The 20,095-nt window shown below is 51.8% G+C and carries 21 protein-coding genes; 20 read left to right on the top strand and 1 reads right to left on the bottom strand.

Translation table 11 applies throughout. The features are described 5' to 3' along the window. The first annotated feature begins 2 nt into the window (after positions 1-2). Positions 3-1,700 carry a hypothetical protein gene (locus tag MKX98_RS07730; RefSeq protein ID WP_339224666.1) on the top strand — a complete coding sequence of 566 codons (1,698 nt, stop codon included), beginning with the start codon at positions 3-5 and terminating at the stop codon, positions 1,698-1,700. A 258-nt stretch (positions 1,701-1,958) separates the two neighbouring features. On the opposite strand, the gene MKX98_RS07735 is transcribed toward MKX98_RS07730, so the two are convergent. Then, on the bottom strand, positions 1,959-3,062 hold the full coding sequence (locus tag MKX98_RS07735; protein WP_194541420.1) for a YheC/YheD family protein: 1,104 nt from the start codon (positions 3,060-3,062) through the stop codon (positions 1,959-1,961). 292 nt (positions 3,063-3,354) lie between these two features. On the opposite strand from MKX98_RS07735, the gene MKX98_RS07740 reads away from it, so the two are divergent. From MKX98_RS07740 to MKX98_RS07830, 19 genes are all read left to right on the top strand, one after another. After that, positions 3,355-4,500: a glycosyltransferase family 4 protein gene (locus MKX98_RS07740; protein ID WP_220686195.1), complete on the top strand. Its 1,146-nt coding sequence runs from the start codon at positions 3,355-3,357 to the stop codon at positions 4,498-4,500. A gap of 82 nt (positions 4,501-4,582) precedes the next feature. Further along, a complete protein-coding gene (locus tag MKX98_RS07745) occupies positions 4,583-5,143 on the top strand; it encodes a WIAG-tail domain (protein ID WP_220686194.1) in 561 nt (186 codons plus the stop codon). A gap of 279 nt (positions 5,144-5,422) precedes the next feature. Then, positions 5,423-6,178, top strand: a complete 756-nt coding sequence (locus MKX98_RS07750) for a glycosyltransferase (RefSeq protein ID WP_071223649.1) — start codon at positions 5,423-5,425, stop codon at positions 6,176-6,178. 85 nt (positions 6,179-6,263) lie between these two features. Continuing rightward, entirely contained in the window at positions 6,264-7,259 is a 996-nt protein-coding gene (locus tag MKX98_RS07755; protein WP_339222436.1) for a glycosyltransferase family A protein, read from the top strand. Further along, positions 7,256-8,017, top strand: a complete 762-nt coding sequence (locus MKX98_RS07760) for a glycosyltransferase family 2 protein (RefSeq protein WP_220686193.1) — start codon at positions 7,256-7,258, stop codon at positions 8,015-8,017. Before MKX98_RS07755 ends, MKX98_RS07760 begins: the two co-directional genes overlap by 4 nt. Beyond that, positions 8,014-8,745, top strand: a complete 732-nt coding sequence (locus MKX98_RS07765; RefSeq protein ID WP_194541426.1) for a sugar phosphate nucleotidyltransferase — start codon at positions 8,014-8,016, stop codon at positions 8,743-8,745. Before MKX98_RS07760 ends, MKX98_RS07765 begins: the two co-directional genes overlap by 4 nt. Continuing rightward, positions 8,742-9,479: a glycosyltransferase gene (locus tag MKX98_RS07770; protein ID WP_220686192.1), complete on the top strand. Its 738-nt coding sequence runs from the start codon at positions 8,742-8,744 to the stop codon at positions 9,477-9,479. Before MKX98_RS07765 ends, MKX98_RS07770 begins: the two co-directional genes overlap by 4 nt. Positions 9,480-9,545: 66 nt before the next feature. After that, complete coding sequence (locus MKX98_RS07775; RefSeq protein ID WP_071223480.1) at positions 9,546-9,836, top strand: nucleoside-diphosphate sugar epimerase; 291 nt, start codon at positions 9,546-9,548, stop codon at positions 9,834-9,836. A gap of 17 nt (positions 9,837-9,853) precedes the next feature. Beyond that, positions 9,854-10,180 carry a hypothetical protein gene (locus MKX98_RS07780; RefSeq protein ID WP_339222439.1) on the top strand — a complete coding sequence of 109 codons (327 nt, stop codon included), beginning with the start codon at positions 9,854-9,856 and terminating at the stop codon, positions 10,178-10,180. Further along, positions 10,180-10,494: a hypothetical protein gene (locus tag MKX98_RS07785; RefSeq protein WP_220686191.1), complete on the top strand. Its 315-nt coding sequence runs from the start codon at positions 10,180-10,182 to the stop codon at positions 10,492-10,494. Before MKX98_RS07780 ends, MKX98_RS07785 begins: the two co-directional genes overlap by 1 nt. A gap of 7 nt (positions 10,495-10,501) precedes the next feature. Next, on the top strand, positions 10,502-10,810 hold the full coding sequence (locus MKX98_RS07790) for a hypothetical protein (protein WP_074961975.1): 309 nt from the start codon (positions 10,502-10,504) through the stop codon (positions 10,808-10,810). Positions 10,811-11,013: 203 nt separating this feature from the next. After that, a complete protein-coding gene (locus MKX98_RS07795; protein ID WP_220686190.1) occupies positions 11,014-12,105 on the top strand; it encodes a glycosyltransferase in 1,092 nt (363 codons plus the stop codon). 49 nt (positions 12,106-12,154) lie between these two features. Beyond that, positions 12,155-13,279 (top strand): glycosyltransferase, encoded by a 1,125-nt coding sequence (locus tag MKX98_RS07800; protein ID WP_071223476.1) that lies wholly within the window; start codon positions 12,155-12,157, stop codon positions 13,277-13,279. A gap of 167 nt (positions 13,280-13,446) precedes the next feature. Beyond that, entirely contained in the window at positions 13,447-14,832 is a 1,386-nt protein-coding gene (locus MKX98_RS07805) for a glycosyltransferase (protein WP_339222444.1), read from the top strand. Between the two features lie 153 nt (positions 14,833-14,985). Then, positions 14,986-16,080: a UDP-N-acetylglucosamine 2-epimerase (non-hydrolyzing) gene (gene wecB / locus MKX98_RS07810; RefSeq protein ID WP_194541430.1), complete on the top strand. Its 1,095-nt coding sequence runs from the start codon at positions 14,986-14,988 to the stop codon at positions 16,078-16,080. After that, positions 16,070-17,056: a polysaccharide biosynthesis protein gene (locus tag MKX98_RS07815; RefSeq protein ID WP_071223473.1), complete on the top strand. Its 987-nt coding sequence runs from the start codon at positions 16,070-16,072 to the stop codon at positions 17,054-17,056. The genes wecB and MKX98_RS07815 overlap by 11 nt, the downstream gene beginning before the upstream one ends. Beyond that, positions 17,053-17,880, top strand: a complete 828-nt coding sequence (locus MKX98_RS07820) for an SDR family oxidoreductase (RefSeq protein ID WP_071223472.1) — start codon at positions 17,053-17,055, stop codon at positions 17,878-17,880. Before MKX98_RS07815 ends, MKX98_RS07820 begins: the two co-directional genes overlap by 4 nt. Further along, positions 17,862-18,821 carry an NAD-dependent epimerase/dehydratase family protein gene (locus MKX98_RS07825; RefSeq protein ID WP_339222447.1) on the top strand — a complete coding sequence of 320 codons (960 nt, stop codon included), beginning with the start codon at positions 17,862-17,864 and terminating at the stop codon, positions 18,819-18,821. The genes MKX98_RS07820 and MKX98_RS07825 overlap by 19 nt, the downstream gene beginning before the upstream one ends. A 176-nt stretch (positions 18,822-18,997) precedes the next feature. Further along, entirely contained in the window at positions 18,998-20,038 is a 1,041-nt protein-coding gene (locus MKX98_RS07830) for a sporulation protein (protein WP_339222449.1), read from the top strand. Positions 20,039-20,095: the final 57 nt, after the last annotated feature.

A 20,095-nucleotide genomic window follows, 5' to 3' on the forward strand; every position in this document is an offset into this window, starting at 1 on the left:
TTATGAATTCGAATCGAACACCGGAAAAAGGGCCTACACCGGGCAGTATCCCCGCTCCCACACATATTAGTGACAATGTGCTGTACAAGCCCAATAATATGATTAGTAGCGATAAGGTTAACAGGGCAAATACAACAAGCGCAGGTACAATTCAATATGGTTTATTACCAGGGAATATTAATGGTGGAAGCAACAAGGAATTTCCGATTCACGCCATCAACACCGTCACCGTCCATACGCCGGTAGTCAATTATTCCTCAGTGACGGATGATCAAGCCCACAATCAGAAGACGACCCCGAACCCGAACCGCTCTGCATTCATCTTGGATCGGCCGTTTACGGTACGCATCCCTACCTCGGGTCAGCACCGGAACATCCAGGGATACGGAGACCGGGACTATGCGAAGTATGTAAGATCGAAGCAGGTGTATTTTCCGTTCGATGTCTACAGCAGCGACAGGAGCACCTTTTATCCAAAAGAAACCTGGATTACAATCCCGACGGCTCAGCTGGATACGGAGTTTATCCTGCCGGTATGGGTGGATGAGGGGGATTATCAGGTATATTTCCGTACGATTGCGGAGAACGCTCCATCCGACTTCACGACGCAGCCCAGCGCGAACCTGGATTTGGCTCACCATGTGGCTACGGATATAGAACCGGTTGAAGTGATCGGGCGCGTATATGATTTCCATATCACGGATATTGCCGATTATAACTGGGAGACGGTCTTCCGCAAACAAAAAGGGAATGCGGCTCCAAGCGGCGCGTCCTATTGGACAGGACTTCGCGATATTGACGGTGGAGCACGCGGTAACTCGCTGCCGTACACACTTCCCATCGCACCGGGCAAGCATCCGGCACAGGGATATAAGAATGCGGCCGTAAAGACAGGCTACCATTTCAAATTCGATTTGAAGACGAAGGGCAATATGTTTGGTGTACAAGACGGCATTTCAATTACCCCGAGCTTTTATTTTGTTAATCAGGACGGCAGCGGACGGCAGCCCGTTGATCTGTATTACCACAGCGGAAACCGGAAATTTATTCGGATCGGTTCCCCGCAGGACACGGAGAAGCGTTATGTCATCCTGAATGACAGGCTGCGCAATGTTCCGCAAGACGAGCTGCAGGCTACGGCTTCGTATTTGTACAACCGCGGCGGAGCCCCGGCGGGAATGTCCGCGGCAGCCTACATGAAGCAGTATTTGGAGAAGATCAGCAAAAGCAAGACCTGGGTAGGTCGGATCGACTGGATGCTGCTTCCATACGAAATACGCACACTGATCGGCCCGAAGTCAGGATTGCCAGCCTCCGTTGACACGGAGAGGGCCAACGCGGCTGTACAGCGCTGGTATGGTGAATACAGTCTTCCTGCCGACGTGTATGTGGTGAAGAAAGGGACCGATCTGGCCGCCTATGGGCGGACGAACCGACTGGACGAGAAATCCTCGATTTTTCTCAAAAAAGGGTATATCGTGGTCAATTTCAACATCGAGACGATCCGGGAGGGCAACATGGTCAAACCCCATTTGCAATACATTCATGGCCCACTCATGAATCAATGGCAGCTTGAAGGATACAGCCGCACGTATAACGATCCGTATGGTAAGCGGTTTTCTCTGATGGATGGGGATGTCATATTCTATCATGCCGATCAGTCCAGCAAAGGGGATTTTAAATCTCAGGTACCTCATTAAAGTGTTCACCTGACCTCCTTATAATAAAGAGGATGGTCCCTAATCCTTACCCGTAACAACACCAAAACAGCCACGCCTGAGTATTTCTCAAAGGCGGTGGCTGTTTTTGGGTTGTGCTCGCAGTGCTTGCAATGAAAAAGCTCTGTTGATTCACGGCTGCATTGTTTACATGGAATTAGGTTTCGATACAGACAAGGAGCGGTGTATCCCGTATCGGGATCAAACCGTAAGCGTCATCGCCAGCGCATTCGGCTTATCTCAATACGCGGGCCAGGCATCGTTATCGTAGAGATGGCGGACAAAAGCCATTGGATTCCGATACGAGTTCTTCCACGCCTCTCCCATGCCAGCCTCCAGGAAACCATACCGTTGATCGCAGCCGTTGCACTCAATGAAATAGAGCCTTCCATCTTCGGTGATACCGATGTCCAGTCCAAAATCGGCAGCATACGGAATAAACAGGGACAGGATGCGGGCGATATGCAGGGAGAATTCCGCAATACGCTCAAGGGTTTCTCCAACAGGGGCATTCGGCATGCAGCGGGTTAGAATGTCCGGTACCTGATAAGCGGAGCCCCCCTGCGCGATGTTGGAGACAAAGGTTTGAGGCGGCGAGGTTTTGGCGAACATGCCCGCGATTTCCCAGCTGCCGCTGCCCCCCCGCTGCACGGTGACCCTGATGTCAAAGGGACGCCCCCTGTATTCTGCCAGCGGAATGCGCTCCTGTGCCAGAAAGGGCGCACGTCTGATTCTCTGGTAGATTAACGGATGAAGCTTGCCCTCGGCCAATGTTACTGTTCTCCATCCTTTAGCCGAAGGGGAGGAGCGGGAATACGTCAACTGGCTGTGTCCGGCGCTGCTTTTTAGCCGCATGATGCCGATGCCGATGCTGCCGCTGCATGGTTTTAAGACGAGGTCACCATGTTGGCTTAACATGGATCGAATGGAGACGGGCGTAGCCTTTACCGTATGCGGTAAGGCATTCGTTAATCCCGGATCCTGTTCCAGCATATGGTGTATCGTATCCTTGCCGTAGCGCGTACGGCCGTTAAACACAAAGATTCCTTGTTTGATCAGATCGTCGATCCGCTTGAGTTCACGTCGGTTGTGGTAGATGGCACGCATATGGATGGCGCGCGGAATGGGAATGTGGACACGGCGGTACCCGGATGGAATGGGTGTATATCCTGTCACCTTTCCGGTATCCAATGAAATATGATGAATGGTAAAAAAACAAGGAACCAGCCCGTACATGGCAGCGGCTTCTTCATAGTTAGCCAGTGATTCAGTGCCGATTCTCCCGCTGGAAATTCTGCGATACGTGTTGTTGTTGAGCAGAATGCCGACAAATTCCGGATGCATGGTCATCCTCCTTGTTACCACAGATCATGGAGTCTTTGTACCACATCGTATGCAGGAGGAAGTTTGTCCCGGGTGGACGGGTGTCGCCCGTGGTTGGCCTATTCTTTATCGAAAGATTAGTCACCAATAGACCCTGATTCGGTATATGTTAAGGTATCCGGCCATACACATGACAGGGATGCGCTTTTTTGAATTAGGGCAATGAAACACTGCTGGTATCAAGGGGATGGGTACCTATGATATATCAGTAGGGGTTTTTCATATAGATAAGTTGTGAGAAGGGTGTGGAGTTATGGGTTTGCGGAAGGTGGCCGTTGTGACGCCGGGGTCCTTTGTGATTCCTTCGGGGAGGAGCAGCTCTGTCGAGCGTGTAGTGGAGCAGACCATTCCATTGGCACAGGGAGCCATGGATGTGCGCATATTTGGAGTGCTTGGAAAAGGACTCCCTTCAAAAGACACGATCAACGGCGTTCCGTGTTACCGCCTGCCATCGGGAGCGAATTATTATCCTTCCCTGCTGCGGAGGCTTCAGAAATGGAGACCGGATATTATCGAAGTACACAATCGCCCGCTGTTAGCTCAGCGTCTGAAGATGCATCTCCCGGATGTAAAGACTGTACTTAATCTCCATTCCAATACCTTTATATCGCCTCCGTATATGAGCGAGCAGCGGTTTGGAAACATCGCCAGGTGGATGGACGGCATCGTGGTGAACAGCCGTTTTTTGCTGGAAGATATCACGATAAGGCATCCAGAGCTGTCGGATAAAATTACGATCAATCATCTCGGAGTCAGTCTGGAGCATTTTACCCCGCCCTTCAGCCCGGCAGCCAAGGCATTGCGGGAAGCCCGACTTGCTCATTACGGATGGAACGGGCGGCGCATCATCCTGTTTGCCGGACGACTTATTCCGGATAAAGGCGTTCACCATTTGCTGGAAGCACTGCCGCAGATCATCGATAAGCATCCGGATGTACTGCTGCTCATTATCGGGAGCGCCGGATACGGATCGGACCGGGAAACTGCCTATGTGCGGGAATTGAAAAAAGCTGCAAGACCCTACCAGCATTGGGTAAACTTTCGCCCCTTTGTGCCATACCCGGCTATTGCGGATTGGTATTCGCTTGCAGACATCGTGGTTGTTCCGTCTGCACCCAGAGAGGCGTTTGGCCTCGTGAATGTGGAAGCAATGGCAGCAGGCGTGCCGGTCATCGCTTCAAGTGCCGGAGGAATTCCGGAAATTGTGGAAAACGGAGTGACGGGATATTTGGTGCAAAGCGATGATTTTCCAGCCGGACTTGCGCAGCAAATTAACAATCTGCTGCAGGACGAAAATCTTCGCAGACAGATCGGAATGGCCGGTCGCGAAACGGTGCGGCAGCGCTTCAGATGGGACCATACGGCCGAGCGCTGGGTTCATTTGATGCAGACCATCTGAGGATAACCGATGGAACAGTGGCAGGCGCCCCCCTTGCCGAATAGGATGAAGTAACGATTAGAAGCAGAGGAGAGAGCCGACAGTGAACAAAGCCAGAAGGATCACCAGGGGAAGAGGGAAGAGACCGTACCGGCGATATCCTGGCCGTCTCAAGACATCCGCGTACAGAACGGGCATTGATCGTGGCGGTACGGCCGAGTATGAATTGGCCGATGATACGATTGACGCGGCTCATCTTCGACATCGCAGTGTAAGAAGCGAGGCGATTGAAGACTATTCTGTATATAGCATTCACTTATCCCCTGAATCGATTACTTCCTCTAAAATTGCAAGCCATTCGGTGGGCTTGGCGCATTTGAGCTTTAATCCGGTACAAGGGATGCCCGACAGGCCGTTAATGCAGCAGTTCGGCGATATGCCGTTCATGTTTCCCGAAGGCGTGGACACCATCGATGTTGCCGTCTCGCTCCAATCCCCTTATGCCGATGGAAATTATGTCATGGTGGTATCATGCAGCGACCCCGGGTTTCAAGCGGGGGTCAAGTCACGGAATGAGCTTCAGGCGATGGTCGGCATCACAAGGTCCGCAGGCAATCCGCATGCAGCCGGATGGTTATCATGGATAGCAATAGGCGGGCAATAGAATCGTAAAAAAGGGCAGGGAGTTTACTCCCCGCCCTTTTTGTATGTACAGATAGCGGATGGGGATAAGCGTTGGGGCGTAACCGTACATATGCCGTTACGATGAAGAAGAGCAAACATACAATAGGATAGATTGCCAAGGAGCAAGTGACCGTTACAAGGGAGGAGGAGTGCAAGTATGCGCAAAATGCAGCGGTTAAGGCCCCGAAGAAGGCCGGTTTCTCGGCGTCCTTCCAGGGAATCGTTGCAGCCACCCGCTATTCCTACCACCTACCGTCCTATGGAGCCACAGATCCCACGGGAGAATCACCCCCATCCTTGCGTGTCTGTCATTATTCCCGCTATGAATGAAGCCGGTAAGATTTCCGCGGTCATAGCAGAAGCGCGGGCGGTTCATCCCGAGACCGAGGTAATCGTTGTTGCGAACGGGTGTAAGGATCAGACCGCAGCTGTCGCAGAACGGATGGGAGCCAAGGTATTGTCTTTTGCGGAGCCGCTGGGACACGATGTGGGACGAAGTGTGGGCGCAGAAGCAGCTAAAGGACGAATTCTTCTTTTTACAGACAGCGATATGGTTATTCCTTCCGGTGAGTTAAGGCCTTTCGTGCAGGCGGTTCAATCCGGCGTTGATGTGGCCTTGAACGATTATACCGGTCCTATCGATCGGCAGCCGGTTCACCGGGTTATTCTTGCGAAATATACATTAAATTCGATGCTGGGAAGATCTGATTTGCGGGGCGCGTCCATGACAGCTGTACCGCATGCCTTAAGCCGTCGGGCGCTGGAGACAATCGGTGCAAGTGAGCTGTCCATTCCGCCGAAAGCGCAAGCGGCTGCGGTGAACCGGGGGCTGCGTGTAGAGGCGGTCTACCGAGTGGAGGTTGGACGCTTGAATCCCGGTCGAATCCCGGGCGGAGATCCGCTGGAAATGCTGGTGCTTGGCGATCATTTGGAAGCACTGGAAGCCGTGATTGCAGAGCGTGGTATCCGGGGCGGATATCACGATGGTGGACGAAGACGGAGCGTGGTGAGGTGAGCACGTGCAAAAACGGATTCATAAAAAAATAAGTCGATCAGGATCTAAAGGCCGAAGACGTTTAAGGAAAGGTTCCTCACGGGTGGTGGCATACCGTTTAACACGGAGCAGCCGTTGGGAACGGCTCGCGCTGAGTGCGGGAGGTATGTCCGGGAGAAGACGAGGGGCCGCTTCCAAAAGGGATGCATCCATGGCCTTGGGTCAATGGCTGGCTTCCAGCGGAATCCCCCAGCACCAGCTCTATCACGTTCTGCCGGGGGTAGCCGAAGCGTTCCGACGAGGATACGCCAGAGGGGCCAGGCAGTCGATTCCGGCACCGCTGCTGCCGCCTCTGAACGGGCGTGCTTCCGTTATCGTGTCCGCCTGCAACGAAGCGGGTTCCATTCCGATGGTGCTGCGAGAGCTAAAGCGGCTTCCATTTCATGAAATCATCGTTGTCGAGAATGGGAGCCATGATCATACGTACGCGGCAGCGCGTGCATTTGAAGGGGTTACGGTGATCCACATTCCCGAGCTGCTGGGGCATGATGTGGCCCGTGCCTTGGGAGCGAAGATGAGCACCGGGGACATCGTTCTGTTCATGGACGGGGATATGCCGGTGCCTGCGGAGAAGCTGAGTTCCTATCTGGTTGCGGCAGATCGCGGAGTGGATGTGGCATTGAATGATATCATGCCATTGCTGCCGGAATTTGGCCGCCAAGATGAAGTTACCCGCTGCAAAACATTTCTCAACCGCATGCTGGGACGTGACGATCTGGAGGCCAATTCGCTAACTGCTGTTCCCCATGCGATGACAAGGCAGGCGCTGGAGAGTATCGGTTATGCGAATCTTTCAGTCCCTCCCAGAGCCCAGACGTTGGCCATAAGACAGGGGCTTCGAATTGAAGCGGTGCAGACCGTGGATGTTTTGAGCGTAAACCGGCGAAGGAAGACGAATCGCGGCAAGGACAATCCAGTGGCAAAGCTGATTATTGGCGATCATATCGAAGCCCTGGGAGATACGATGAAAAACCTTGGCGGGCGCCTTCAATGGGGACAGGTGTCACGGACGGAATTAGCCTTACGGAGGAACAGCCTATGAGCGGACTAACGAGTATTATTATTCCCACGTATAACGGACTGCATCTGCTCCGTACCTGTGTGGAGCATATCCGGGCATATACCGATGTCCCCTACGAGATTATTGTGGTGGACAATGGCTCACGGGATGGAACCGGTGAATATTGTGTACGGGAAGGGCTTTTGCTTGTCTCGCTGCCGGAAAACACCGGTTTCCCCATCGCGTGTAACCATGGTCTCCGGTTGGCATTGGGAGATCAATTATTGCTGCTGAACAATGATGTTTTTGTTTCGCCGCGGTGGCTGACGTTATTGCAAGAAGCGTTATACAGCCAGGAAGAGATCGGGGTCGTGGGGCCTGTAACGAATTACGCAAGCGGTATCCAGCAGGTAAAGGTAGGTTATACGGACAGAGCAGGCTACATCCAGGAGGCAGAACGCTGGAATGTACCGAATGCGGCACTGTGGCACGAAGTGAATCGTATCGTGGGGTTATGCTATTTGTTTAGGCGCACGGTCATGGATCGGGTGGGATACCTGGATGAGATGTTCTCGCCCGGACACTATGAGGATGATGATTACTGCTATCGCGCTCGCCTTGCAGGGTTCAAGCTGGTGGTGGCAGGGAATGTGCTGGTGCACCATGAAGGGAGTGCAAGCTTCCGAACCCGGTTCCCGAGCGGATTCCAGGAGTTGATTGAACGAAACCGGAGACGGTTTGTAGAGAAGTGGAATGTAGACCCATTACAATTCATCGAGGAGAGAGGTGACGCATCATGAAGGGCGTATTGCTGGCAGGGGGGAACGGCACCCGACTACTTCCGCTGACGAAATATATGAATAAGCACCTGCTTCCGGTAGGAAAGCATCCGATGATTGCATATGGAATCCACAAGCTGCATCAGGCGGGCATCGATGACATTTTATTGATTACCGGCTCCAAATCGGTTGGCCTGTACGCCGAATATTTGGAGAACGGACGGAGCTTTGGTGTCAATTTGACCTATAAGGTGCAGGAGCAGGCAGGCGGAATTGCGGAGGCGTTGGAGCTGGCGAAAGGATTTATACCTCACGGTGAAAAATTCGTTGTTCTGCTGGGGGATAACCTGTTTCAGGATGATTTAAAGCCGTTCATTCAGCATTATGTACAGCAGCCTTCCGGTACGGCTATGGTACTGCTTAGTCCTACGGATAGCCCCCATCGGTATGGCGTACCTGTATTTGCGGAGGATGGCAGCGGGAAATTGCTTTTCATTGAGGAAAAACCCGTAAATCCCCGGAGCCGTCATGCGGTGACGGGAATATATATGTATGACCATAGCGTATTTGATATCATCAGCCGAATCAGTCCGTCAGAACGAGGGGAATTGGAGATTACCGATGTCAACAATCTGTATGCAGCCAACGGGACATTAATGTATGACATCCTGCAGCAGTGGTGGTGCGATGCCGGCACTTTTGAATCGTTGCAGGAGGCGGCTGTGCATATGAAGGATGAATTGCCATGAAAAAACGGCGTGCAGTTCGGGCTGCAGTCCATACCGGAGAGCAGCGAGAGGGGGGCGTATCGGGCGAGCATTACCGAGCCGGTTATGAGGCCGGTTATGCTCTCGGGCTAAGGCTTGGGCAGGAGGACCGGGGCAGTGTGTTCGAAGGAACGAGCATTATTATCCCTGCGGATTCTCAGCATGATGCAGCGGTTCAAGTCATACAGCATATTGAGACAATGACTCCCCATCTCTATGAGGTGCTTGTTGCCGATGCTGGCGCCACAGCGAATACGAGGCGGTATATTCATGATCGAAGAGGAGTCGTGCGTCACATCAAGGGGAATAGTGGAGATCATCTAGCCCGCGTAGTGAATAAGGCGATTGCAGCTTCACTTGGCGAGCATATCGCCATATTGGCCAACGATCCTCCACATATGGATAACTGGCTTGGGGTTCTGATGTGCGAGTTTGAGCGTGAACCTGGTATAAAAATGGTCTACGCCAGTTCTGCAGCAACGGGTTTAGGAGCTGCATTAGTGGGCGAGGAGAAGTCAGCTCTGCCGAGTTCCTCGCCCAGTCCATTGAGCTGTTTGCTGTTCAGACGTTCGCTCCCGGCAGAGATCGGAATGTGGACGGAAGAGATCCTTTCCGCGGAAGACCATATGCACAGATGGCTTGAACGGATACCCGCGGAACAGAGATTACAGATAGAGGCATCATCTATATTTTGCAAGCGGGAAGATATGATTTGATTGTTGCACGGAGAATCCGTTTTCCGCATATGCTGAACTGATAGAAGAGTGAAGGGGAGTACCGACGTGGAGAGCAAAATCGATGATATGATAGCGCATCTTTCGCATTCTCAACAGCAGCTGGCCCGGATTTTGGAAGCTCAGCGCCATGCTGCTGTTCGCATGGCTCAAATTATACATTCTCTTCCTGAATATGAATTTCAGCTTGCAGAAGGACCGAAATCATCAGGAGGACAGACGACCCAAATCAATCGCAGCATCGTGTCTTATTTGAATGCCATGGCGGATCTGCAGCAAACCGCAGCAGATAGCCTGGAGATCGTGTTAAAGGAAATGAGAGATCAAGAGGAAGAATAACCCGGTAATCTTACCGGATGACAGAGGCGGGAATGCAGGTGAGCAAAGAAGAGTCTTTGATGAGAATGCTGGAAGCAGCCGTAGCCATTCAGCGCGAGACCTCTCTGATCCTGGAAGGGAAGGCTGTCGAAGCTGAAAAAGTTCGCGAGTGGGTGCTTTCGCAGGATCCCTCTACCGGCGGATTGAAGGATTCGCTGGTGATGCATGAGCAAATCGTGGAGCAGATTGAAGGACTGACCCGAATCGGATCAGGGCTCTGCCGGAATCTGCGTGTGGCTTTAGGTACCGATGATCAGGCGTCAAGCGGAGGTTTTGATGAATTTGATTTTGGAGATTCGGATTGATGATTACACGCACCCACCGGGAACATGAAGCAAGGGTAGCCATGATATCATCTATCGCCAGAAGCCAGGAGGCATTGGCCGGCATTTTGGAGAATATCGCCGAAGTCTCGGCCCATTCCGACGTGACTGCGAAAAAGCTTGCTGAGAATATCCGGCTATTAACCGGTTACCAGTCGGTTATGACGGAGATGCTGACAGGCATACCGCTGAACCGAACGAAACGGGGGGCTCCTTCTTCCCCATGGCTTGCAGCCGGAAGGATTGCAAGCCACGGTACAGCAGACCAGGAACAAAACACGCACTTGGGAGGTTAATGACAGGATGAAAGTAAAAATAAAGGGCTTGCGAAAGAGCGGACGTGCACGTCGTGCCGGCAGCAAGAGATTGTCCTTGGCTGTAAGACGCTTGAAGATTGTTAAAGGTGCCAGACGGCGTCGTGGCGGAAACTTGAGTTTGCGTAAACGCCGCGGGATTCGGGGCCGCTATCGTTTACGAAGAGGAGGGCGCGTTTTCTATCCCGCCTCATCCCAGGCGTATAACCAAGGTTATAGTCAGGCATATGACGAAGGATTTAAATCGGGATTTGCGAAGGGTTATGAAGACGGGCAAATCCCTCCTGCACCTGTATGAAGGCGGACAGGGCGGCTCTCACGGAAGGTTTCGAATCCGTGAAGGACCGCTCTTTTTTTATTTTCACTCGCCGTTTTCAAGGGGGCGATACGTAAGGGCATACGCCAAATTCCCGGTTCAAGGGACAATCGTCCATGATGCATTCGTCCTCTTGGCATATAGTTATATGAACCTTTGTAAATCCCATAAGAGACAGGGTGAAGATGGTGAGCTTATCGTTTCTTACAGGTCAGAAGGAGGGCTACCAGGCAGGTTACAGTGAAGGTTACCGTTTGGGGGGGTGCCGTGCGCTGATGGAACGTATTCCAGTCGAGCCCTCGCCATATTTCAATCTTAAAATTCTGTATGTCCCTCAAGGATTTGAGTCCATTGATGAAGGGGTAGTCAAGGGACTTGGCCGAATCGTTCGGGAATGTATCGTGGTGCCGCCGGAACAAGTGGTGGAGGTAGCGCTGCAGCAAAAGCCGGATATCATTCTGGTGATGAACGGCTTGCACGTATTTCCGGAGGGGTTTCGCCGTTCCATGAATCAGCTCCGGAACCTCGGCTTCCGGACGGCCATTTGGTTTGTCGATGATCCTTATTTTACGGAGGAGACACCGGGATTGGCACAGCACTTTGATGTTGTGTTCACGCACGAGCTGAGCTGTGTTTCATTGTATCAAAGCGTTGGGGTGAAGGAAGTGCATTATCTTCCGCTTGGCGTTCATCCGGAACTATTCACCCCTACGATGGCAGGGCCGGCATATCGTTCTGACATTTGTTTCATCGGGAACGCGTTCCGCAACCGTGCGGCACTGTTTGATGAATTGGCCCCGTTCTTGAAAGGGAAGCAGGTTCGTATTATCGGAGGCTACTGGGAACGACTTGCCCGTTATAAAGAACTCTCCCCGTTTGTGTACAGCGGCTTCATTCCGCCTGCTGAAACCGTGAAATTCTACAACGGCGCCAAAATTGTGATCAACCTGCACCGGCCCACACAAAGCGGTGACGATAACCGCAACAGCCTGAATTATCCGGGACGTTCGATCAACCCGCGCACCTTTGAGATCAATGCTTGCGGTACGCTGCAGATCACGGATATCCGTGAGGATCTGAGCCAGTATTATACGCCAGGAATCGACATCGAAACCTTTGGCTCCGTTCCGGAATTGAAACATAAGATTTCCTATTATCTCTCTCAAGAGGATCAGCGCAGAAGTATAGCGCAGCGGGCGCTTCAGACAACGATGACAAGACATACGTATGTTCACCGACTGCCGGAACTTCTGACTTTGATCGAAGCCAATCGATAGGACGGACTTTGTTTTTCGTTCAAGCAAATATCAGGGAGGAGCGAAGCGGATGGCTAGAAGTTTAGTTACAGGACCACGTCGGTCCGCCGTATCCGATGCATACGGGCAAGGCAGGAATGCCGGTCTTCAAGCGGGATACGATGAAGGGTACTTCCGGGGGAAATCACAAGGCATCGTCAACCGGATTGTATACACCCCGCCTGTGCGGGATATCCATGTCTTGTTTGTCAGTTCGGGAAAAGGATTTCCCTACTCGCCGATTGACGAGGCGATTATTGGCACGCTGCATGGCATGGTACGTCAGCTTTCGCTGACGGATGCGAAGCAGGATGTAGCAGCGGAAGCAAGCCGCACCAGGCCGGATCTAGTGCTGGTGCTGGACGGCATGTATCTTCCTGTGGAACAGATGGATGCCGTTCGGGCCATGGGGATTCGGACAGCCGTATGGATGACCGACGATCCGTATTATACCGATATGACCATAGGCTGGGTTCATCACTATGATTATGTGTTTACGCTGGAGTTTAACTGCGTGGCCCATTATCAGAACTTGGGCTGCGCTCAGGTTCATTATTTGCCATTCGCTGCATTTCCCGGTCATTATCGTCCGATCGTCAAACCTGGAGCGGCAACCCGCGATATCAGTTTTGTCGGTACAGCCTACCCGAAGCGGATTCAGTTCTTTGAGCCCATTATGGATCAACTGATGGCGCACCGTACATTTATAAACGGAAATTGGTGGGAACGATTCCCTGGGTATGGGCGATATAACAACCGAATCGAGGTCAACAAGTGGATGGGCCCCGCGGAAACGGCAGACGTATACAACAGTGCCAAGATTATCATCAATCTGCACCGTGCGGTAGATGACGACGACATTAATCAAAATAGAGGTCATATTCCTGCGGCTTCCCCGAACCCTCGGACGTTTGAGATCAGTGCCTGCGGTACGCTTCAACTCTGTGATGAGCGCGCGGATCTGGCACGCTTTTACACGCCGGGTGTGGAGATTGAGACATACCGATCGCCTGGTGAACTGCTGGAGAAGATTGAGTATTACCTTACGAATGACCAACTGCGTAAAGATATCGCCCATCGTGCGCTGGAGAGAACGTTTCAGGAGCATACCTATGCGCATCGGCTGAACACGATGTTCTCGGTCATCTTCCCTTGATCGATATTCAGAAATAGATGAATGTTGGGGGAACAAGCGTCGTTGCGGTATCTTTGTCTCCCTAATATATTGTACCAACTGGGTAAAAAGGAGGTGGATCGCATCCGGTACTGCGAGAATCACGGTTACTGAAGATGCGGACGATACCGATGGCCCTTAAACCGAAAATGTTGATTTTTTCACACGTATCCAATCCTTCAAGCATTACGGGAGCGGAGAAGCTGCTTCTGTTCTTCTGCGGGCAGTTAGCTCCATACTTCGATTGTGTTCTGGTTGCACCGAATGAAGGCCGGTTGACCATGCTGGCCAAACAATCCGGGATTATGGTCAAAATATACAAAATCCCATTGCTCCACAGTATATATACACCTGGTGCCCATCTTATGAACGAAGCGGAAAAGTTAATGACAACACCTGTATTCCGTGCCTTGACAAAATGGATAGCAAATGAAGGACCTCAGGTGATCCTTACCAATACCTGCGTGCATTTTATGCCGGCGGCTGCCGGAAAACGACTCGGGATTCCCGTGATGTGGCAGCTGACAGAAAAAATTACGGATAACGGGTATGCCCATTTCTCCACTTCGTTAATCCATCAGTACAGCAGTTGGATCATCAGTATTTCCGAATCGGTAGCCGAGAGCTTCCCGCCGGAAGTGAGGCAGACGAAGATGACGGTTCTTCCTCCATCCTGGAGCGAGTCTGACATTCAGCCGGAAGCATGGCCGGGATGGAGGGCTTCCTACCGGGAGAAGCTTGGGATCACATCGAACAGACCTGTTATTGGAATGATCTCGTCGTTTCTGATCGAGAGCAAAGGGGTCCATCATTTTATCGACATGGCGCTTTCACTCAAGGATGCCTATCCGGACGCGGTCTTCCTCATTGTTGGCAGCGTGCTGGACCTGGACTATGAGAGATTGTGCCGCGATCGGATTGCTTGGTCCGGAGCTCAGCACCGATTCATATTCGCCGGTACCCAGGATGATATCACTCAGGTGTACTGTGCACTCGATGTTGTTGTTGTACCGAGCGTGGTACCGGAGGGATTCGGGTTGACGGCACTGGAAGGCCTGATGTACGGAAAACCGGTTGTTGCCTATGCCTCAGGAGGACTCCAGGAAGTGTTGACAGCTGCCGGCTGTCCGCAACTGCTAGCCGACCCAGGGAGTACGGCCTCTCTGGTGGAGAAAGTAAGGTCCATACTGGATCAGCCGGATCAGGGAGTTTCCTTGGGAATGCAGAACCGGATGCAAGCACAGGCTGTTTATGGTCCTGCGATGTACCAGGTACGAGTGAACGAAATGGTTTCCCGGTGGATGAATGAGCATCCTGAGTGGTTCCAGGCGACGGCAAGAACGGCGAAGCACCGGGCTGCTCCGACGAGACGGCATAAACAGCAGCGTAAGCGGATCCGGAAGAAACGCGGCAAAGCCGGACTGCGCCGAATAATCCCTCGCACGAGAACCAGAGGAACAGAAGGAAAACCGACCAGGCGACGGGCATCAAAGCCTAGACAACGCAGAACGTCCGCAAGGCGACGGAAGGCATAAGACGAGGGGAAAGGCAGAGTGGTCCTCAGGCTCTGAGACATTGAGAAGCAGATATGCATTCACCTCTGCCTCCTCACGAATACGGGAAGAATGGTCGTGCTGCGGAAAGATCGCCTTCGGATCTGTGATTAACTTGGCAAGGGAGAATCCGATATGAAAGTCATGACAATCTTGGGTACGAGGCCCGAAATTATCCGATTAAGCTTGATCATTCCTCTATTAGACCAGTATGCAACGAGGCATGTGCTCGTGCATACAGGGCAAAATTTCACGAATACCTTAAGCGGGGTGTTCTTCTCGGAGATGGGACTCCGCAGTCCGGATTACGTCCTTCAGGACCGTCAGGCAACGCTCGGAGGCCAGCTGTCGGTCATGTTCAGCCGTATGGAAGAAATCTTGGAGCAGGAGAAGCCCGATACCGTTCTGCTGCTAGGCGATACAAACAGCGCGCTTTGCGCTGTGCTGGCTGAGCGTCTGGGGTATCCCGTGGTGCATATGGAAGCGGGGAACCGCTGCTTTGATCTTGATGTGCCTGAAGAGAAGAACCGCAAAGTCATTGATGCGGTATCCTCTATCAACATGCCTTATACGAACTATAGCAAGAATCATCTGCTTCGCGAGGGTGTGCCGAGTCAGCGTATCGTTCTGACAGGGAACCCGATCTATGAAGTCATGAAGCATTATGAAACTCAGGTCAATCAAAGCCGGATCATGGAGCAGCTGTCCTTGTCGCCTCAGCAATATTTTCTGGTCACGATACACCGCTCCGAGAATGTGGATCGACCTGAGAATTTAAAGGAAATTTTAAATGGGTTAAACGCGGTTGCGGAAACGTTCGGACACCGGCTCATATGCAGCCTTCATCCCCGGACGGCTTCGCGCCTTGAAGGGGCGAAGGAGGTTAGTCTCCATCCGCTCATTGAATTCCACGAGCCGTTTGGCTTTTTTGATTTTGTGAGGCTCGAGAAGGATGCTCTGTGTGCCATCACCGACAGCGGCACGGTACAAGAGGAATGCTGCATCATGCACGTACCCACAGTAACGGTTCGGCGGACGACGGAGCGACCGGAAACTGTGGATTGCGGAAGTAACATCGTATCCGGCTTGAGTGCCGACCGGATCCATGGAGCGGTCAAATTGATGACTCAATTGAGTCGCGACTGGAAGTGCCCGGACGGATATTTGGCGGACAATGTGTCGCGTACCGTCGTAAAATATGTGCTTGGAGGGAAAGTGAATGTTCACTAATCAACGGATTTTGGTGACTGGCGGCACAGGCTCTTGGGGACATGAACTGATCAGCCAGCTACTGCCGCTAAATCCTAAGCAGGTCATCGTCTATTCCAGAAGCGAGGCTACGCAAGTGGCCATGGACCGTGAGTTTGAAGATCCGAGACTCACTTTCCGAATTGGGGACATCCGCGACAAGGAAGCTCTTACGGCAGCCTGCCAGGATGTCGATTACGTCTTTCATCTTGCGGCGCTGAAACATGTGCCTGTATGTGAGGAGCATCCCTATGAAGCTCTGAAAACCAATGTAGTAGGCACGCAGCATGTCATTGAAGCAGCCATTGAAAACCAAGTGAAAAAAGTGATATATATTTCAACGGATAAAGCTGCAAATCCATCCAACTTTTACGGCATGACCAAGGCGATTGGCGAAAAGCTGATTGTGTATGCTAATCTGTTGAGTAATCACACCAAATTCGTTTGCGTGCGGGGCGGCAATGTTCTCGGAACGAACGGGAGCGTCGTTCATGTATTCAAGAATCAGATTCGGCAAAAGGGACAGATCAGCATCACCGATCACAACATGACCCGTTTCTTCCTGACCTTGAAGGACGCAATCTCCTTGCTCTTCAAAGCGTCGATTGAAAGCATAGGCGGCGAAATCTTCGTTATGACGATGCCGACCTGCCGCATCGTGGATTTGGCGGAAGTGCTTATAGAGGCTTCCGGGCGAAACGACGTCACAGTGGTTGAAACCGGAATTCGACCGGGAGAGAAGATCCATGAAATACTCATGAGTGATTTTGAAAGCCAGACAACCGTTGTTTACGATGACGAATATTTGGTCATATTACCGACTTTAGATATTCCTGATCTGAAGGAACGGTATCAACACCTGCCCAAAGTGTCTTTCAACAGCTTCAGCTCGGAGCATCAATTGATGACGAAGGTCGAAATACGGGATATTCTGCGCCGCGGAGGATTCTTGCCATGAAGATGCTCATTCTCGGGGGAAATGGCATGGCGGGACATATGCTTGTACAGTACTTTCAGTTATCCGGCAAGCATCATGTCTTTTATACGACCCGGGACAGAAGCGATTCACAAGGCCTGGTGCTCGATGTAACCGATATGAGTGCTGTAGAGCATATCGTGAAGGCGGTTGGGCCCGATATCATCATCAACGCCGTAGGCGTCTTGAATCAACGAGCTGAGGAAGACAAGATAAATGCGTATCATATCAACGGTTTTTTACCTCATCGGTTGCGATATTTAGCGAATAGCATTTCAGCCAGACTTATTCATATCAGCACGGATTGCGTGTTTCTGGGGACCAAGGGAGGCTATCGGGAAGATGATCTTCCCGATGGTGTGACTTCCTATGCGGTAACCAAAGCGCTGGGCGAGGTCCAAGACCCGGATCACTTGACGATTCGAACCTCGATCATCGGACCTGAAATTCGGCAGAGCGGAATCGGCCTGTTTAACTGGTTTATGAAGCAGCGGGGCGAGGTTTCCGGCTACCGGGCTGTGCTATGGAACGGTGTTACAACGCTGGAGCTTGCCAAAGCGATCGAATTCTTCATGAACAAGGACGTGGGGGGGCTCATCCATCTCGGACATCCGAATCCGGTAAGCAAATATGAGTTGCTGCTGTTGTTCAAGGACATATGGGGGAAACACGATGTGGTTGTGGTCCCGACCGACGAGTTTGTTCAGGATCGGACGCTGCGCAGCACGCGACTCGATGCAACCTATCCATTTCCGGATTATGCTCAAATGTTAAAGGAGATGTATGAATGGCAGCAGAAACATTAACAAACAAAAAACTGCTGATCACAGGAGCCACAGGTTTTACCGGCTTACATGCTTGTGCTTATTTCGTCCGGCAGGGCTGTACGGTCGTTGCTGCCGGTCGAAATAAGAAAACGCTGGATTCGATACAAGGCGTCATTTCCGCCGAGTGTCACCTGGAGGATCGTGAACAGGTGAATGACCTTATTCAAAATAACCTTCCCGATTATATTTTGCATTTAGCCGGAAAAAATTCAGCATCGGAGTCGTGGAAGCATCCTGCTTCATATATGGAGAGTAATGTTATGGGTACCATCTATCTGCTTGAGGCTGTTCGGCAGCACTGTCCGGAGAGTCGCATGGTGATGGTTGGGTCCAGACTAAGCGTAGATCCCGCAAAAGGCGCGGCCGCCGTTCCTCATCCATACAGCCTTAGCAAAACCTTTGCCAGTTGGTCCGCAGCGGCCTGGCACAGCATGTTTAACCAGCATATCGTCCTTGCTGAGCCGTCCAATCTGATTGGCCCTGGAGAATCGACAGGATTCTGCACGCTGCTTGCCCGGTATATTGCAGGCTGTGAAGCGGGTAGGGGCCTGCCGCTATTCCGTATCAGTTCCCGATTCGAATCCAGGGACTTTCTGGACGTTCGGGATGCGGTAGCTGCATACGGCGTACTTCTGAAGAGCGGGTCTTCCGGCATGACGTATCCCATCGATTCGGGGAAAGAGCATACGCTTGGAGAGCTGGCGGAGCGCTTACTGAAGGAGACCGGGACGGCGGTGCCCATCGATTGGGGACCTGAATCCGCCTCGCTTTCGTTGGATTCGTTAAATAAGGGGACCGGGGGCCAGCAAGGGGCCGGGCTCCTCAAAGCGCTGGGATGGAGTCCGCAATACGTCCTGGAGCAATCGCTTGCCGATATTATGGATGACGCCAGAATACAGGTGCAGTCCTCCACTTCATAAGTAGTTTGAAATAAAACGCCGATGGATGCTCGTGATCTAATCGGTGTTTTTTTGTCCATAAAATTAGGCTTGATCATCAGTAATCTTCCATGTTAAAACCTTTCAGCATACCACTTCTGCCGCAAGGTCATCCTATACGATGTTAATACACTCATTATAGAGATGGAGGATGAATCATGATTAAATCCAAGGCCCTCAACCTGACCGTCTCCACGGCATTGCTGCTGAGTATGGCTGCAGTAGCAGGATGCGGTAACGCCAACGACGGCAATACGACACGTACGAACAATGTGGACAGTGGCCGTATCGGTGTGAATTCCGTACGGAACAACCAGAACGTCCGCAGCACGCAGCAGCATGACCTGACCAACCTGAAATACAGCAAAACGCTGTCGAGAAAAGTTTCGGATATCAGTGGTTTAGGTACAGCGCATGTATTCGTGACGAACCGCAATGCGTATGTATCGCTGTCCCGGGATGGCATGAACACGAACAACATCAACGGTCGTGTGACAGGTATGAGCACTGGAGCTAATCGTGCCACTGACCGTACGCTGACAGGCACGAACACCACGAATATCAGAAACCATACCTTCGGTACCTCAGGTACAGGCAGCGTTGGACTCCTGCAAGGAATGGCAAACGACACAAGACGTGCTGTGGACAATACGACAGGTCTTGGAACAGGTTTAGGCCGTAATGCCGATAACCGCGGCTTCGGTGTAAATGGAACGACAACCAATGGCGGATTTGGCGGCAGCAATTATAATACGTTAAACGGAACACGCACGAATGGACTGATGGGTACTAACGGAACGAACGGTACGACAAATGACACTCATATGGGAACAGGCATCAATGGCGTTCCTTATGGCACTTACAACAACAATAATATGGGCATCATGAGCAACAATCGTGAAGAGGTTCCTCAACATGTACGTCAGGAGATTACGAGCAAAATTCGCAAGACCGCTCCGCATATCAGTCAAGTATATGTTTCCACGGATGAGGATTTTTATCAGCATGCCAATCGTTTTGGAACTGACGGTAATGCAGCGAACTCGGTTGGAACGCTTACGCGCGATTTCGGCACATGGATTAACCGTGTGTTCCCACTGAACCTTGGCGGTCGTGACGGCATGAACGATACCCGCGGCAACCTGATGAAGAATGATACGGATGACGGTTGGTTTGGCGGTAATCGGAACAGCCGGTAAAACCTCTATACCAAAAGGAGCTGCTCTTTAGGAATGAAATCATCCCTAAAAAGGCAG

Source organism: Paenibacillus sp. FSL W7-1332, from assembly GCF_037969785.1.
Lineage (GTDB): Bacteria > Bacillota > Bacilli > Paenibacillales > Paenibacillaceae > Paenibacillus_AQ.